This window comes from Streptomyces sp. NRRL S-1022 (assembly GCF_000720135.1).
Lineage (GTDB): Bacteria > Actinomycetota > Actinomycetes > Streptomycetales > Streptomycetaceae > Streptomyces.
The window spans coordinates 60,074-76,300 of record NZ_JOIU01000018.1 but is presented as its reverse complement, the minus strand read 5'-3'; the positions used below and the strand labels follow the sequence as shown (position 1 = coordinate 76,300).

Annotated in this window: 11 protein-coding genes; 5 read left to right on the top strand and 6 right to left on the bottom strand. The window is 72.1% G+C overall.

What is annotated here, in order from left to right; translation table 11 throughout:
* Positions 1 to 72: 72 nt before the first annotated feature.
* The 3 genes from IG05_RS0125525 to IG05_RS0125515 form a co-directional block, all read right to left on the bottom strand.
* Entirely contained in the window at positions 73 to 1,113 is a 1,041-nt protein-coding gene (locus IG05_RS0125525) for an ABC transporter permease (RefSeq protein WP_030346129.1), read from the bottom strand.
* Positions 1,114 to 1,594: 481 nt separating this feature from the next.
* Complete coding sequence (typA, locus tag IG05_RS0125520; protein WP_030346127.1) at positions 1,595 to 3,502, bottom strand: translational GTPase TypA; 1,908 nt, start codon at positions 3,500 to 3,502, stop codon at positions 1,595 to 1,597.
* A gap of 132 nt (positions 3,503 to 3,634) precedes the next feature.
* On the bottom strand, positions 3,635 to 5,893 hold the full coding sequence (locus tag IG05_RS0125515) for an ABC transporter family substrate-binding protein (RefSeq protein WP_030346125.1): 2,259 nt from the start codon (positions 5,891 to 5,893) through the stop codon (positions 3,635 to 3,637).
* 314 nt (positions 5,894 to 6,207) lie between these two features.
* Here IG05_RS0125515 and IG05_RS0125510 point away from each other — a divergent pair, with 314 nt between their 5' ends.
* From IG05_RS0125510 to IG05_RS0125495, 4 genes are read left to right on the top strand one after another with little or no spacing between them, the layout of a single operon-like run.
* Complete coding sequence (locus IG05_RS0125510) at positions 6,208 to 6,498, top strand: hypothetical protein (RefSeq protein ID WP_030346124.1); 291 nt, start codon at positions 6,208 to 6,210, stop codon at positions 6,496 to 6,498.
* A gap of 33 nt (positions 6,499 to 6,531) precedes the next feature.
* Positions 6,532 to 7,353: a hypothetical protein gene (locus IG05_RS0125505; protein ID WP_030346122.1), complete on the top strand. Its 822-nt coding sequence runs from the start codon at positions 6,532 to 6,534 to the stop codon at positions 7,351 to 7,353.
* 16 nt (positions 7,354 to 7,369) lie between these two features.
* On the top strand, positions 7,370 to 9,307 hold the full coding sequence (locus IG05_RS0125500; protein WP_030346120.1) for a fumarate reductase/succinate dehydrogenase flavoprotein subunit: 1,938 nt from the start codon (positions 7,370 to 7,372) through the stop codon (positions 9,305 to 9,307).
* Complete coding sequence (locus IG05_RS0125495) at positions 9,304 to 10,077, top strand: succinate dehydrogenase/fumarate reductase iron-sulfur subunit (protein ID WP_030346118.1); 774 nt, start codon at positions 9,304 to 9,306, stop codon at positions 10,075 to 10,077. Before IG05_RS0125500 ends, IG05_RS0125495 begins: the two co-directional genes overlap by 4 nt.
* Here the strand turns inward: IG05_RS0125495 and IG05_RS0125490 are convergent.
* Positions 10,055 to 11,203, bottom strand: coding sequence for a hypothetical protein (locus IG05_RS0125490; RefSeq protein WP_234336029.1), 1,149 nt, complete (start codon positions 11,201 to 11,203; stop codon positions 10,055 to 10,057). The two genes, IG05_RS0125495 and IG05_RS0125490, sit on opposite strands and share 23 nt — an antisense overlap.
* A gap of 80 nt (positions 11,204 to 11,283) precedes the next feature.
* On the opposite strand from IG05_RS0125490, the gene IG05_RS0125485 reads away from it, so the two are divergent.
* Entirely contained in the window at positions 11,284 to 12,858 is a 1,575-nt protein-coding gene (locus IG05_RS0125485) for a hypothetical protein (protein WP_030346117.1), read from the top strand.
* Between the two features lie 27 nt (positions 12,859 to 12,885).
* Here the strand turns inward: IG05_RS0125485 and IG05_RS0125480 are convergent, their stop codons facing one another.
* Positions 12,886 to 15,474, bottom strand: coding sequence for a SpoIIE family protein phosphatase (locus IG05_RS0125480; protein WP_030346115.1), 2,589 nt, complete (start codon positions 15,472 to 15,474; stop codon positions 12,886 to 12,888).
* 271 nt (positions 15,475 to 15,745) lie between these two features.
* Positions 15,746 to 16,153, bottom strand: coding sequence for an ATP-binding protein (locus IG05_RS0125475; protein ID WP_030346113.1), 408 nt, complete (start codon positions 16,151 to 16,153; stop codon positions 15,746 to 15,748).
* Between the last annotated feature and the right edge of the window lie 74 nt (positions 16,154 to 16,227).

Here is a 16,227-nt window from a genome sequence, read left to right as displayed (position 1 = left end):
TCCGTGAGATCTGCCGGGCGCCGGCCGCGCGGGCCGGCGGGGGCGGCAGTCACCCCCCACCCAACGGACGTGCTACCGCCCGGACTTGGGGTCGAACGCGTCCCGTACGGAGTCTCCGAGGAGGTTGAAGCACAGGACGAAGATCACCAGTGCCACCCCGGGGAAGAACATGAACGCCGGGTCCTGCTCGGCGTACCGGGCCCCGGCGGCGAAGAGGCGTCCCCAGTCGGGCGTCGGCTCGACGAACCCGACGCCCGCGAAGGACAGGAAGGCGATGCTGAGGATGGTGCTGGGCAGCTGGTACGTGAACTGCACCAGGATCGGGGTGACGACGTTGGGCAGGATCTCCTTGCGCACGATCCGCCACGGGGAGGCGCCCGAGACCTTGGCCGCCTCGACGAACTCCCGTTCGCGCAGGGGCAGTACGGTCGAACGCACCAGCCGGGCCATACCCATCCAGCCCAGCAGCCACAGCACGATGAGCATGGCCAGGGCGCGGAAGTAGGTCGGCGTCTCCTCGCGGGGATCCACGAAGAACGACGTCACGACGGGCATGAAGGCGATGAAGAACAGCTGTTGCGGGAAGGAGAGGAAGAAGTCCGTGCCCCGGCCGATCCAGTAGTCCGTACGACCGCCGAAGTAGCCGCCGATCAGGCCGATCACCACACCGGTGACCATGATGAGGACGGTGATGCCGAGCGCCATGTACAGCGAGGTCCGCATGCCGTAGAGCAGCATGGCGTAGAGGTCGCGGCCGTACTGCGGCTCGACGCCGAACCAGTGGTCGCCCGAGACGCCTCCCAAGTAGCCGAGGGGAAGCCCGAATTCGTCGAGGACGGGCTTGTCGGCATAGGTGGGATCCTGGCCGTACAGGGTGTACGGGTCGGTACCCGGCAGCTTCGCGAGCAGCGGCGCGAGCAGAGCGACGAGGAAGTAGCCGATCACCACCACGGCGCAGATGACGCCCGTGCGGTCGCGTTTGAAGCGCAGCCACATCAGCTGGCCGGGGGACCGGCCCGTGAGCGTGACGGTTTCGGTCTTCGTCTCGGGCCCTGGTGCGCCGTCGACGACGACCGAAGCCCCGCCGCCCTCCATGTCGATAGGACTTGTCACGGTTCGTCCGTTTCACAGGTATGAGTGTGAGAGGTGCCCGCGTACTCCGAGGACGCGCGTGACCGCAGTCGGACGCGCGTAGTTACTGGGGTTCCCTCCTCATGACTCCACGTGTTCACCAATGAGAGGGGGGTTTCCGTCCACCCTCCGACACCCCTGACGGAGGGTCAGACACCCCCTGGTGCTCGTGAGTCGGCGCTGTCCCCACAGCGCGAGACCCATTGACCCGAGCGCTACGCGGCTAACTATCTGCCATGGGTCGACTACCGACCACTGCCCGTAGATCTCAATTCAGTCACAGCTCACCCGTACACCTTCCAAAATCTGGACAAACTGTTCGTCAGAAGAAGGCGCGAAACGGACTTGTTACCTGGCTATCGGGCAGCGATCTCCGCATGTCGGACATGGCGCCCCCGAAAACGGGTTGCAAAAAGCCCGGGTGTCCCCACCATGGGGACACCCGGGCTCAAGTGCCGGGAGATCAGCCGTGCTTGGCGCGGCTCGCGGAGCGGGCCCGCTCACGCTGGTCGAGCACGACCTTGCGGATGCGAACGGCCTCCGGGGTCACCTCGACGCACTCGTCGTCGCGGCAGAACTCCAGCGACTGCTCCAGCGACAGCTTGCGCGGCGGCACGATCGCCTCGAACGAGTCGGCCGACGACGACCGCATGTTCGTGAGCTTCTTCTCCTTGGTGATGTTGACGTCCATGTCGTCGGAGCGGGAGTTCTCGCCGACGATCATGCCCTCGTACACCTCGGTGCCCGGCTCCACGAAGAGCACGCCGCGCTCCTGGAGGTTCGTCATCGCGAACGCGGTGACGGCGCCGGAGCGGTCGGCGACGAGGGAGCCGTTGTTCCGGGTCGTCAGGTTGCCGAACCAGGGCTCGAAGCCCTCGTGGATGGAGTGGCCGATGCCCGTGCCCCGGGTCTGGGTCAGGAACTCGGTACGGAAGCCGATGAGACCGCGCGAGGGCACCACGAACTCCATGCGCACCCAGCCGGAGCCGTGGTTCGACATGTTGTCCATGCGGCCCTTGCGGACGCCCATGAGCTGCGTGACGGCGCCCATGTGCTCCTCGGGCACGTCGATCGTCATGCGCTCGACCGGCTCGTGGACCTTGCCGTCGATCTCCTTGGTGACGACCTGCGGCTTGCCGACGGTCAGCTCGTAGCCCTCGCGGCGCATCTGCTCGACCAGGATGGCGAGGGCCAGCTCACCGCGGCCCTGCACCTCCCAGGCGTCCGGACGCTCGGTGTCCAGCACCCGGAGGGAGACGTTGCCGATCAGCTCGCGGTCCAGGCGGTCCTTGACCTGGCGGGCGGTGACCTTGCGGTCCTTCACGGCCGCCTTCGCGTCCGCGCCCTTGCCGGTGCCGCCCCGGCCGACCAGCGGCGAGGTGTTCGTGCCGATGGTCATGGAGATCGCCGGCTCGTCGACCGTGATCAGGGGCAGCGGGACCGGGTTCTCGGTGTCGGCCAGGGTCTCGCCGATCATGATGTCCGGGATACCGGCGACCGCGCAGATGTCACCCGGGCCCGCCTTCTCGGCCGGCTTGCGGGTCAGTGCCTCGGTCATCATCAGCTCGGAGATGCGGACGTTGCTGACGGAGCCGTCGCGCTTGATCCAGGCCACCGTCTGGCCCTTGCGCAGCTCGCCCTGCTCGACGCGGAGCAGCGCGATACGGCCGAGGAAGTTGTCGGCGTCCAGGTTGGTGACGTGGGCCTGGAGCGGCGCGTCCGCGTCGTAGGTCGGGGCCGGGATGTGCTCCAGGATCGTGGAGAAGAACGGCTCCAGGCTGTCGCTGTCGGCCGGGACCGTGCCGTTGTCCGGCTTGGTCAGCGAGGCGATGCCGTCACGGCCGCAGGCGTAGACGATCGGGAACTCGATCTGCTCCTCGTCCGCGTCCAGGTCGAGGAAGAGGTCGTAGGTCTCGTTGACGACCTCGTCGATACGGGCGTCGGGACGGTCCGTCTTGTTGATGCACAGGATGACGGGCAGCCGGGCCTGGAGCGCCTTGCGCAGCACGAAGCGGGTCTGCGGCAGGGGGCCCTCGGAGGCGTCCACCAGCAGCACGACACCGTCCACCATCGACAGACCGCGCTCGACCTCGCCGCCGAAGTCGGCGTGGCCGGGGGTGTCGATGATGTTGATGGTGATCGGGTCCCCACCGTCCTTGGGGTGGTACTTCACCGCCGTGTTCTTGGCGAGGATCGTGATGCCCTTCTCACGCTCCAGGTCGTTCGAGTCCATCATGCGGTCGTCGACCGAGTCGAGCTGGTGGGCGGCGAACGCGCCGGCCTGCTTGAGCATGCCGTCGACGATGGTGGTCTTGCCATGGTCGACGTGAGCGACGATGGCGACGTTTCGGATGTCGTGGCGCGTGGCCATAAGCTGCCGTACTCCCGGAAGTGTGAGGATCGCCCTGCGCGTACGTCCGTGTCGCGCGGGCCCTGCCGGGCTGGACACGCCACGGCCTCACCCCATCGTACGTGGCCTTTTCAGCCGGGGCTCGCCGGGCCGCTAGCCCTTGTGCGGAGCGGCCGGGACCTTCGCCCCCTTCTTCAGGAACCCCATGTCCTCGTAGACCGGTGTCTGGAACCCGAACGCACCCGCGTTGACCAGGTTCTTCCGCACTCCCACCAGCTGGGGCCGCTGGTACAGCGGGATGGAGCCCGCCGCCGCCCAGATCCGGGAATCCGCCTTCCGGATCAGGTCCCGGGCCTCGTCCTCGTCCAGCGTGGTCGCGGCCTGGTCGAAGAGCTGGTCGACCTGGTCGGTGCCGACCCGGGTGTAGTTCTGTTCGAAGTTCACCGAGCCGTCCGCCGCCGGGACCGGCTTGGCGTAGACCGGCCGGGCGTCGGTCGCCGGGAAGGCCGAGGACGGCCAGGAGTACAGGGCGAGGTCGTAGTCGCCGGCGGCGATGTGGTCCTTGAAGTAGCTCTCGTCCGAGACCTTGGTGATCGTGGTCCGCATCCCGACCTGCTCCAGCATCGCCGAGATCCGCTCGGCGACCGAGTTCAGGGTCTCCGAGCCGGGCCCGGAGGGCAGGACGAAGCGCAGCGCGAGCGGCTTGCCGTCCTTGGCGAGCGGTCCGGCCGGCGCGGCGGCCGGGGCGGCCGTGCCCTTCGGGGCGTACGCGCCGGGCGCGCCGCCGTGCTTGCCCTCCTGCGCGAGGTGCTGGTCGCCGTGCTCGCGCTGGTCGCCGGCCGGCTCGTGCCGCCTGCCCTTGCCGTCCGTGCCGTCCTGGCCGCCGCCCGCCCCGTCGCCGTGGCCCTGGTCGTCGCCGTGGCCCTTGTCGTCGTCCTCCCCGACGATGTACTCGCCGTCCTTGCCGCCGTCCGAGACGTCCTCGCCGTCGTGCCCGCCGCCGTGCTCGGGGCCGGCCGCCTTCTCGGCCTTCTTCTGCTCCTTGAGCGGGCCGCCGCGCACCCAGCCGGCGTCGGCGAGCAGCGCCTGCGCCTCCTTGGCGTCCTGGCCGCCGAGCGCGCCGCTGCCGTCGGCGTAGGCGGCCTGCCCGGACAGGGCGAGGTGGCTGCCGACCGGGACGGCGGGCAGCCCCAGCGGGGTGAGCACCAGCCGGGCCAGCTCCACCCGGTCCAGCGCGCGGGCGACGGCCCGGCGGACCCGTTCGTCGGCGAGCGGGCCGGCGGCGCCGTTGAGGGCGAGCTGGGTGTAGGCGGGCTCCAGGGACTTGCGGACCTCGACGTCCCGCAGCGCCTGCTGCTGCTCCAGGTAGCGGGTGATGGCCTTGCGGAGCTTCTTCTTGCCGGCGTGCACCTGGTCGGAGTCGAAGCCGTGGGCGAGCGCCCAGTCGCGCAGCTTCTTCACGGACGTCTTGCCCCCGGCGCCCTGGAGCGGGGTCCCGGTGCCCTTCGTCCGGTTCGCCAGGCCGATCCGCTGCGCGTCGGCGGAGTCGATGTCGGCGAGGTCCGCGCTGCCGTCGGCGAGCGCGGCGGCCCGCTTGTCGCGGGACACGGCGTGCAGCACGATCTCGTTCAGCTTGGCGGGCTTGCCCCACCAGCGCGGGTTGCGGGTGAGGACGACGTCCTTCGTGGCGGTGTCGACCTTCTCGACCTTGAAGGGCCCGGCGGTGACCTTCAGCTTGCGGCGGGCGCCGTCGTTGAAGGCGTCCGGGGTGCCCATGACGTCCTTCGGGTACAGCGGGGAGAACAGGGACCGCCAGTCGGCGTAGGGGCGGGAGAAGGTGACGCGGACCTGGAGGTCGTTGGCGCCGCGCTCGATCTTGGCGATCCGGTCGTAGCCGGCGTTGCGGGCCGTCCAGTAGGCGCTGTTCCTGCCGGACAGGGCGCGCCACTGGGCGACGAAGTCGGCGGCGCCGATCTCCCGGCCGTCGCTCCAGACGGCCTGCTGGTTCAGCTTGTACAGCACCACCTGGCGCGGTTCGGTCTCGATGACCTCGGCCGACTCCAGGTAGGCCGCGTCGGGCACCGGCCGGCCGGCCGCGTCCAGCCGGAACATGGACGGCAGCACGGCCTGGGCGATCCGGGCGGTGCCGGCGTCGGCGTCGGCCTGGAAGGTGTTCAGGGTCTCCGGTACGGCGTCCACGGCCCACTTCACGGTGCCGCCGTCGGCGACCAGGTCCCGGGCGACCGGGGCGATGTCCTGCGGGGCGAGCGGGCTGCTGGTCACCTCCTCGTCGGCGCAGCCGGCGAGCAGCGGGACGGCCAGCGCGCCGGCGCTCAGGAGGGCGAGGGTGCGCTGCACGTGCCGCCGGCCTCGCGCGCCTTCGGGGCGCTGCCCAACACCGTCGTAGGACATCTCTGCTACCTCCGGGAAGCCACGGGCCTTATGCTCGCATTTGTCGGTATATGGAGCTGATCACGTTCGGCGGTATATGGAGCTGATCAGATCTATGCGGCCACTGAAGAGGAAAGGATCCGGCAACAGCGGGCGACACGGCGACGACGGCCGGTAAGCCCACCCGTGCGGCGCAACACACCGGGCGATGCACCCGTACGCCCCGGCCAATCGCTGCACATCCCTTCACACCGGCAGGCGCGAGGCGCAACACTCCAAGGCGCATGCACGTTGCCGCCCATGACCCGCCGGACCCGCGGAAGCGAGGGCAAGTCATGTCCGTGCACGACGACATCAACGCCGTACAGCGCTGCCTCGACGACCTCCACCGGTCGCTGGGCCGCCTGGAACACCAGCTCGGCAGCTCGGGCCTGGAGATACGCCGGGTGCGGCTGGACGCCGAACACCTGCGCGAGAGCCTGGCACTGCTGCGGGAGGCAGCCGCCGCCCCGATCGCGTCGCACCGGCCCGACCTCGTCACCATCTCCGACGCGCCCTACGACATCAGCCTGTGGACGGACTCGGACGACGAGGGACTGGGCGCCCGCGACCGCCGCGCCCCCTGACCCGTCACTCCCCCTACCGACCGGAGTCCTGACTTGGCCACTGGTACGGAACCCCGACAGAACCGCGGCGGCGTGCACACCCGTACGCGCGCCGCGATCGCCGCACCGCACCTGCGGACCGACCGCTGGTGGCTGGCGCCCGCCGTCACCGCGGCCGGTCTGTTCGCGTTCGTCGTCTACTCCACCTGGCGGGCGTTCGCCAATGCCCACTACTACGCGGCGCCGTACGTCTCGCCGTTCTACTCGCCGTGCCTGGCGGAGAACTGCCGGACCATGCGCGCCGGGCCGAACGCCGACCTCTTCGGGGCCTGGTGGGGCATCTCCCCCGCCGTCATCATCCTGATCTTCCCGCTCGGCTTCCGGCTGACCTGCTACTACTACCGCAAGGCGTACTACCGCGCCTTCTGGGCCTCACCGCCCGCCTGCGCGGTGGCCGAGCCGCACCGCACGTACAGCGGCGAGACCCGTTTCCCGCTGATCCTGCAGAACGTCCACCGGTACTTCTTCTACGCCGCCCTGCTGGTGGCCGGCGTGCTGACGTACGACACCGTGCTGGCCTTCCGGGACACGCACTACCGCTGGGGCCACATGGGCCTGGGCACCCTGGTCTTCCTGGCCAACATCGCGCTGATCTGGGCGTACACCCTCTCCTGCCACTCCTGCCGGCACATCGTCGGCGGCAAGCTCAAGCACTTCTCGAAGCACCCGCTGCGCTACCGGGCGTGGCAGTTCGTGGGCCGGCTCAACGCCCGCCACATGCAGCTGGCGTGGGCGTCGCTGCTGAGCGTGGCGCTCGCCGACTTCTACGTCTACCTCGTCGCGTCCGGGGTCTTCGACGATCCGAGGTTCTTCTGATGAGTGAGGCCTTCTGATGTCCGTGGTGGACCGGCAGGAGTGGGACGTCGTCGTGGTCGGTGCCGGCGGCGCCGGGCTGCGGGCCGCGATCGAGGCGCGCGAGCGGGGCGCCCGTACGGCGGTGATCTGCAAGTCGCTGTTCGGCAAGGCACATACCGTGATGGCCGAGGGCGGCATCGCGGCCGCGATGGCCAACGCCAACGAGCACGACAACTGGCAGGTGCACTTCCGCGACACCCTGCGCGGCGGCAAGTTCCTCAACCAGTGGCGGATGGCCGAGCTGCACGCCCAGGAGGCCCCCGAGCGAGTGTGGGAGCTGGAGACCTGGGGCGCGCTGTTCGACCGGACGAAGGACGGCCGGATCTCGCAGCGCAACTTCGGCGGCCACGAGTACCCGCGGCTGGCCCATGTGGGCGACCGCACCGGTCTGGAGCTGATCCGCACGCTCCAGCAGAAGACCGTCGCGCTCCAGCAGGAGGACTTCAAGGAGACCGGGGACTACGAGTCCCGGCTGAAGGTCTTCCAGGAGTGCACGGTCACCAGGATCCTCAAGGACGGCGACCGCGTCTCGGGCGTGTTCGCCTACGAGCGGGAGAGCGGGCGCTTCTTCGTCCTGGAGGCCCCCGCGGTCGTGGTCGCCACCGGCGGGATCGGCAAGTCCTTCAAGGTCACGTCGAACTCGTGGGAGTACACCGGCGACGGCCACGCGCTGGCGCTGCTGGCCGGCGCGCCGCTGCTGAACATGGAGTTCGTGCAGTTCCACCCGACCGGCATGGTCTGGCCGCCGTCGGTCAAGGGCATCCTCGTCACCGAGTCGGTGCGCGGGGACGGCGGGGTGCTGCGCAACTCCGAGGGCAAGCGGTTCATGTTCGACTACGTCCCGGACGTCTTCAAGGAGAAGTACGCCGAGTCGGAGGAGGAGGCCGACCGGTGGTACGAGGACCCGGACCACAACCGGCGCCCGCCCGAACTGCTCCCCCGCGACGAGGTGGCCCGCGCGATCAACGCCGAGGTCAAGGCGGGCCGGGGCTCGCCGCACGGCGGCGTCTTCCTGGACGTGTCGACCCGGATGCCCGCCGAGGTGATCCGGCGCCGGCTGCCGTCGATGTACCACCAGTTCAAGGAGCTGGCGGACGTCGACATCACGGCCGAGGCGATGGAGGTCGGGCCGACCTGCCACTACGTCATGGGCGGCATCGCGGTCGACTCCGACACGGCGGCGGCCCGCGGGGTGCCGGGGCTGTACGCGGCCGGTGAGGTGGCCGGCGGCATGCACGGCTCCAACCGGCTCGGCGGCAACTCCCTGTCCGACCTGCTGGTCTTCGGCCGCCGCGCCGGCTGGCACGCGGCCGAGTACGCGCAGGGCCTGGCGGGCCGGCGTCCGCCGGTGGACGAGACCCAGGTCGACACGGCAGCGGCGGAGGCCCTGCGGCCCTTCTCCGCGGAGGCGGAGGGCGACGGGGCGGCGGGCCCGCCGGAGAACCCGTACACCCTGCACCAGGAACTCCAGCAGGCCATGAACGACCTGGTCGGCATCATCCGCCGCGAGGGCGAGATGGAGCAGGCCCTGCACCGGCTGGCCGAGCTGCGGACCCGGGCCCGGCGGGCCGGTGTCGAGGGCCACCGCCAGTTCAACCCCGGCTGGCACCTCGCCCTCGACCTCAGGAACATGCTGCTGGTCAGCGAGTGCGTGGCCCGGTCCGCCCTGGAGCGCACCGAGTCGCGCGGCGGGCACACCCGCGAGGACCATCCGGCGATGGACCGGGCCTGGCGCAACGTGAACCTGCTGTGCACCCTCGCCGACCCCTCCGGCGGCCTCGCCGCGACCGACCCCGCCCGGGGCCAGATCCGCCTCGCCCGCGAGACCACCGCCCCCGTCCGCCCGGACCTGCTCGCCCTCTTCGAGAAGGAGGAGCTGGTCAAGTACTTCGCCGAAGAGGAGCTGTACGAGTGAGCAGCTACGAAGCCCGCTTCCAGGTGTGGCGGGGCGACGGACAGGGCGGCGGCCTGCGGGACTTCACGGTCGAGGTGAACGACGGCGAGGTGGTCCTGGACATCGTCCACCGCCTCCAGGCCACCCAGGCGCCCGACCTGGCCGTGCGCTGGAACTGCAAGGCGGGCAAGTGCGGTTCGTGCTCGGCGGAGATCAACGGCCGCCCGCGGCTGCTGTGCATGACCCGCATGTCGGTCTTCGACCGGGCGGAGACGATCACGATCACCCCGCTGCGCGCCTTCCCGGTGATCCGGGACCTGGTGACGGACGTCGGCTTCAACTACGAGAAGGCACGCGAGGTCCCGGCGTTCGTGCCGCCCGCCGGTCTGGGCCCCGGCGAGTACCGCATGTACCAGGAGGACGTGGACCGTCCGCAGGAGTTCCGCAAGTGCATCGAGTGCTACCTGTGCCAGAACACCTGCCACGTGGTGCGCGACCACGAGGAGAACAAGCAGGCGTTCGCCGGGCCGCGGTACCTGATGCGGATCGCCGAACTCGACATGCACCCGCTGGACGCGGCGGCCGACACCGGCCTGGACCGCGGGCGCACCGCCCAGGACGACCACGGCCTGGGCTACTGCAACATCACCAAGTGCTGCACGGAGGTCTGCCCCGAGGGCATCAGGATCACCGACAACGCCCTGATCCCGCTGAAGGAACGGGCGGCCGACCGCAAGTACGACCCGCTGGTGTGGCTGGGCTCGAAGATCAGGAGGCGGTCGGGGGCGTAGCCGCCCAGCCCTCCCGGTACGCCCGCCAGTCCGCCTCGGTGGCCGCGAAGTCCACGTAGAGGGCGACGCCGAAGGCGCGCCGGTCCGCGTCCGTGCGGGACAGGCCCAGCCGCACGCCCCGTACGGCCGCGGGGACGGTCTCGGCACGGGCCCGGTGCCCGAACCGGTTCTCGTGGTAGAAGGGCAGGCCCATCAGGAGGCCGGTGCCGTCCGGGGTGACCTCCAGGGCGAGGCTGGTCTGCTGCGCCACATAGCCGCCGTACAGGCTCTGCAGCGGCTGCATGGTGTCGTACGACATGACGGCGATCTGGTCCACGCGGCGGGCCACCTGCCCGAAGTACGCCTGCGACCACCACTTGGGGTGGCCGGTGGTCGCACCCCAGAAGGAGTGGAACGCGGGCAGCGGGTCGATCTGGTGGGCGGCGACGGAGAGGACGGCGCCCCGGGCGTGGGTGAGCGCGCGCAGGTCGTCGAGGAGGTCCAGGTAGTCGCGGTCGCCGGAGTGCAGCGGTTCGAGGTCGAAGTGGACGCCCTGGAAGCCGGCGGCGAGGACGGCGCGGGTGGAGGCGAGGACCGCCGAGCGGGTGGCCTTGCGGTCGAGGCGCAGGCCGTCGGGGCCCTCGCCGGCCAGCCTGTCGCCGAGCCAGGCCTGGACGCGGACGCCGGGCAGCTCCCGGTGGACGGCCGCCGTCAGCCGGCGGGCCTTCGGGTACGCCGACGCGGGCAGGGTGCCGTCGTGTTCCAGGGGGCCGGAGTGGACGTACAGATCACGGATGCCGGTACCGCGCAGCCGGTCGGCGAGGGCCTCGACGTCCCGGTCGCCCTTCCGTCCGTCCACCCAGGCGTGCCCCAGCCAGAGGGCGTCCTGGTGCCGGGTCCTGGTACCGGGTGCCGGGTCGCCGGTGTAGTTCAGCCGGAGCGCCGTCTCGGCGGTGAGGAGCGGGACCAGCAGGAGGGCGAGGAGCAGCGCGGCGACACGCAGGATGCGGCGCCTGCGGGTGCGGGGCCGGGGGGAAGGGGGCCCGGAGGAAGGGGGCTCTGAGGAAGGGGGCTCGGGCTGCGCGGCTGTCACCCCGCCCGCCGGCCTGTCGTCAGCCGGCTGCCCGTCCGTCGCGTTCTCGTCCATCCCGCCCCCCTGTCCGTCTGGTCCCCCACCCGTCCCCGTCCCGCTCGCGGAGCCGCCTACCTGCCCATACGCTCCGAAATGTGACGTCCTCCCTGATCCGGGGCCGGCCCCGGCGTGCCACCGCGCACATACGGGTGCGGGTGACGCATGCCGTGCTGGGTGCCCTGGCGGGAGCCGGATGGCTGGTGTTGCCGGTGATGACGGCAGAGCTCCATGATCCGGTTCCCGTGGCCTCGGCCGGTGCGGTGCCGGGCGCGGCCGCCCCGCAGCAGGACGGGACGTCGGCCGCCGACCTGGTGCTGCCGCTCGTCGCCGGGGTGACGGCCGTGGCGCTGGCCGGGTACGGCTACCTGCGGCGCACCCGCCGGGCCCGGACCCGGACGACTCCGGGCACCGTCTCGGCGCAGCCGCCCGTGCCGACCCCGGCCGACTCCGAGCGTCAGGCGCGGGCGGCACTGCGGCTGGCCGACGACTGCGTACGGGCCAGCAGGGAGGAACTGACTCTCGTGGCGGAGCTGTTCGGCGAGAAGCAGACCGAGCCGTTCACCCAGGCGCTGCGCGCCGCGGAGACCGAGCTGTCGGCGGCGTTCGCGATCTGGCGGCGGTACGAGGAGGGCGTACCGCAGGAGGCGGGCGCCCGGCGCCAGGCGCTGGTCGGGGTGATCGGCCGCTGTGCGGAGGCCGGGCGCCGGCTGGACGCGGAGGCGGCTGCGCTGGACCGGTTGCGCGGGCTGGACGAGGCGGAGGAGGGCGGCGACCGGGGGGTGGGGGCGGCGCTCGTGGCGGCCGAGGAGCGGTTCCGGGAGCTGGCGGCGCGGGCGGTGACCGCGCAGGAGACGCTGGCGGCGCTCCGGGAGCGGTACGCGCCCCCGGCCGGCGGGCCCGTCGCCGGGTACGTCGAACAGGCGAAGGACCGGCTGCTGTTCGCCACGGCGCGGCTCAACGAGGCCCGCCAGGCCGCCGACACGGGCGACCGGCAGCGGGCGGTCCGGCACCTGCGCGCCGGCGAGGGCGCGGTGGTGCAGGCGGGGGTGCTGGTGGACGGGGTGGAGCGGCTCGCGGCGCGGCTGCGGGAGGCGGCCGCGCTGGTGCCGGCGGCGCTGACCGGCGCGGAGGCGGAGCTGGCGGCGGCCCGGCGCGGGACGGGACGGCCCGCCACGGCCGGGCCGCAGGCGCGGCCGGCGCACGCCGACCTGGTACTGGCGGCGGTCCGGGAGGAGCTGACGGGCGGGCCGTACGATCCGCTGGACGCGCTGCGCCGGATCACCCGGGCCGTCGAGCGGCCGGGCGGGGCGCGCTCGGGGGTGCTGGACACCGCCGCGCTGCTCGTGGCGCGGGCTTCCGTGGCCGGGGCGGAGGAGTTCGTCGCGGTGCACCGGGGGGCGGTGGGCGCCGAGGCCCGGGCCCGGCTGGCGGAGGCGGTACGGGAGCTGGCCGCGGGGAACACCGCCCGGGCCGATGCGGTGGCCGGGGAGGCACGGGGGCTGGCCGAGCGGGACGTACGGGCGTACGGCACCCCGCGCCTCGGCACGGAGGCGGCCACGGCGGGCCTGGCCGGGGCCGTCCTCGGCGGCGTCCTCCTCGCCGAGACCCCGGACGCCGGCCCTCCGGCGGCCTACGGCGGTCCCCGGACCCGCTCCCGCCACCAGGACTAGGTTCTGCGGCGCGATCGGGCAGGCGGGTCAGAACAGGCTCAGCAGGGCTTCCGCCGGGTCGGTGAGGGTGCCGTCGCCGCCCGGCAGGGGCAGTTCGAACCACACCGTCTTGCCCCGGGGGGTGCGCCGGGAGCCCCAGGCCGCGCTGAGGAGGCCGACCAGTTGCAGGCCCCGGCCGCCCTCGTCGGTGTCCCGGGCCCGCCGGCGCCGGGGCTGGACGAGGCCGGCGTCCCAGACCTCGCAGACCAGGGTGCGGTCCAGCAGCAGCCGGAGCCGGATGTCCCCCTCGCCGTAGCGCAGCGCGTTCGTCACCAGCTCGCTGACCAGCAGCTCCGTGGTGTCGACCAGGGGCTCCAGATCCCAGGAGAGCAGCTGCCCGCGGGCGTACTCGCGGGCCCGCCCGACACTGCGCGGCTCGCGCGGCAGCGTCCAGTCTCCGACGGACTCGGCGGGCAGCCCCTGCACCCGGGCCATGAGCAGGGCGATGTCGTCCTCACCGTGGTGGGTGTCCAGGGTGTTGAGGACGTGGTCGCAGACGTCCTCCAGGGGCCGGCTGGGGTCGGTGAGCGCGCCCACGAAGGCTTGCAGGCCCTCGTCCAGCGGGTGGTCGCGGGACTCGACCAGGCCGTCCGTGTAGAGCGCGAGCAGCGCGCCCTCGGGGAGTTCGACCTCCACCTCCTCGAACGGCTCGCCCCCCACGCCGAGCGGCATGCCGGGCGGCACGTCGAGCATCAGCGCCGCCTCGCCGGGTTCCACCAGGACCGGGGGCAGATGGCCGGCGTTGGCGAACGTACAGCGCCGGGTGACGGAGTCGTACACGGCGTACACGCACGTCGCCAGGTACACCTCGGAGAGGTCGGCGTCCCGGGGCTGGCGGGCCGTACGGGTGGCCTGCTGGACCCCGCCGGGCGTGCCGAGGCCGCGCGCGATCTCGTCCAGCGCCGAGAGGACCTCCGCCGGTTCCAGGTCCAGCAGGGCCAGTGTGCGTACGGCGGTGCGCAGTTCGCCCATCGCGACCGCCGCCCGCAGGCCCCGGCCCATGACGTCCCCGACGACCAGGGCCGTACGGTGGCCGGGAAGTTCGATGACGTCGAACCAGTCGCCGCCCACCTCCGTGGCCGCGTTGCCCGGCAGGTAGCGGCAGGCGATGTCCAGGCCGGAGGCCTCGGGGTCGCCGGGCGGCAGCAGGGACCGTTGCAGTATCAACGCGCGTTCGTGTTCCCGGCGGTACAGGCGCGCGTTGTCGATGCAGACGGCGGCCCGCGCGGCCAGTTCGACCGCGAGGTCCCGGTCGCGTTCGCCGAAGGGCTCGCTCCCCTTCGTGCGGGCGAACTGCGCGAGTCCCACCACCGTGTCGTGGGCGACCATCGGCACGGCCAGCGTGGACTGCACGAGCCCGCCCTCCTCGGCGGGCACGTGCTGCGGCCGGGCTGTGCGCAGCGCGTCCGCGCAGGGCGAGTTGAACGGGAAGTGGTGGACCGCGCCGACCTCGACGGGCTTGCCTGGGCTGCTGAACGGCGCGCCGGAGACGGCGCTGGCGTAGGCGACGCGGCGCAGTTCGGCGCTGCCGTCGGCGAGTCCGGGCGGGGCCTCGTCGCCAGCCAGCAGGCCCTGGTAGAGGTCGACGGTGGCCAGGTCGCAGAAGCCGGGGACGACCACGTCGAGCAGTTCGCGGGCCGTGGTCTCCAGGTCCAGGGAGTTGCCTATGCGGGCGCCGGCCTCGTTGAGCAGCGCGAGGTTGCGCCGGGCGGCGGCGGCCTCGCGGGCGGCGGCCCGGCGGGCGGTGATGTCGGTGCCGAGCCAGGCGATGCCGATGGGCCGGCCGCTGCCGCTGTGCACGCGGTAGAGGTTGACGGACCAGTGCCGGCGCTCCTCGGAGCCCGGGACGAAGCCGGTGACGTGCATGTCGGTGATGGACTCGCCGGACTCCAGCACCCGCCGCAGCGTGGCCGAGACCCGCTCGGCCTCGCCGCGCGGCAGGTAGTCGTGAACTTCCTTGCCCCGGTGGTCGTCCGGGGTTCCGCCGAAGATAGAGGCGAACCGCATGTTCGCCCGGCGGACCCGCAGGTCGACGTCGATCAGCAGGAACCCGAAAGGGGATTGTCCGAAAATCGCCTGCGAAGCGGCGAGGTCGGTCTCGATGCTGCGCAGCGTGCGGACGTCCACGACGATGCAGACGGCGGCCTTCTCACCCTCGGCGCTGCGCGTCGGCATGACGTACACCTCGGCCAGGCCCTCCTCGCCGCGGCTGCCGTCCGGGCCGTCCGGCATCCGGAAGGGCACTACTCCGGTCCACTCGCGCCCGTCGAGGATTTCGGCCATCTTCCGCTGGCCGCGCGCGCGCAGGTCGGGGTCGATGAAAGCCTCTATCGGGTCCATGCCGACGGCGCGTCGGGCGGGGATGCCGAAGAGTTGCTCGGCGCGCAGGCTCCACTGCTCGACCAGCCCGCCGGGACCGATGGAGAAGGACGCGACCTTGATGTAGTCGTAGATCGAACCGGGCGGACTGCTCTGCCACATGGCGTCACCGGGCGCCGCGGAAGCCTCCGCGGCCTGGCTCCTCGCGCCGTCCGACGGGTCCTCGGACTCCGTGGCCTTCGCTGGTATCTCGCTCACGCGAACCGTCCCCTCCAGCTCACCGCGCCCGGCACCGGTCACCAGGGGCGGCTGCCCGCAGTATCCAGCACTACGGCGCCGCACGACACGGTGTTCACGATCACAGCTCGGTCCAGGTGTTTTTCGGACCGGTCCGTGACAACACTTCCACTCTTCTAACCAGGGAACACACCGCCGAACCCCCCATCGCCGGACCGCGTGCGCCCCCGGCGCGCACGGGGACGGCACGCCGACCGCCGTACACCCCCGTGCCCCCGCGGCTGCCGCGGTGTCACCCGGGCAGCCCCAGTTCGAACCAGACGGTCTTTCCGCCCGTGCCGGGCCGGGTGCCCCAGCGCCGCGAGGAGTCCGCGACCAGCCGGAGACCGCGTCCGCCCTCGTCGTCGGGGCGCGCGACGCGCTCCCGCGGCAGCTCGGGGAGCGGGTCGGAAACCTCCACACGCAGGCCGTCGGCGGGCTCCGCGGGGCGGACCAGCCGTACCCCGATGGGGCCGGTGGCGTGCCGCAGCGAGTTGGTGACCAGCTCGCTCACCAGCAGGGCGGCGAGATCGGCGAGGCAGTCCAGGCCCCAGCCGTGCAACTGGCCCCGGACGGCCGCGCGGGCGCTGCGTACGGCGCCCGGTTCCGCGGGGAAGGACCACTCGGCGCAGTCGCCATCGGTGTCGATCACTCCGATCACTTCCCAGGCCAGCGAGCCCGCCCACGTCCGGTTTCATGGGGTTAATGGGCACATACCCGATATCCGGGCGGCAG

Bases quoted from the DNA above. Each gene is read 5' to 3' on its own strand.
- IG05_RS0125510 (WP_030346124.1), top strand. From the start codon at position 6,208: ATGTCCGTGCACGACGACATCAACGCCGTACAGCGCTGCCTCGACGAC.
- IG05_RS0125490 (WP_234336029.1), bottom strand. From the start codon at position 11,203: ATGGACGAGAACGCGACGGACGGGCAGCCGGCTGACGACAGGCCGGCG.
- typA (WP_030346127.1), bottom strand. From the start codon at position 3,502: ATGGCCACGCGCCACGACATCCGAAACGTCGCCATCGTCGCTCACGTC.
- IG05_RS0125500 (WP_030346120.1), top strand. From the start codon at position 7,370: ATGTCCGTGGTGGACCGGCAGGAGTGGGACGTCGTCGTGGTCGGTGCC.
- IG05_RS0125515 (WP_030346125.1), bottom strand. From the start codon at position 5,893: ATGTCCTACGACGGTGTTGGGCAGCGCCCCGAAGGCGCGCGAGGCCGG.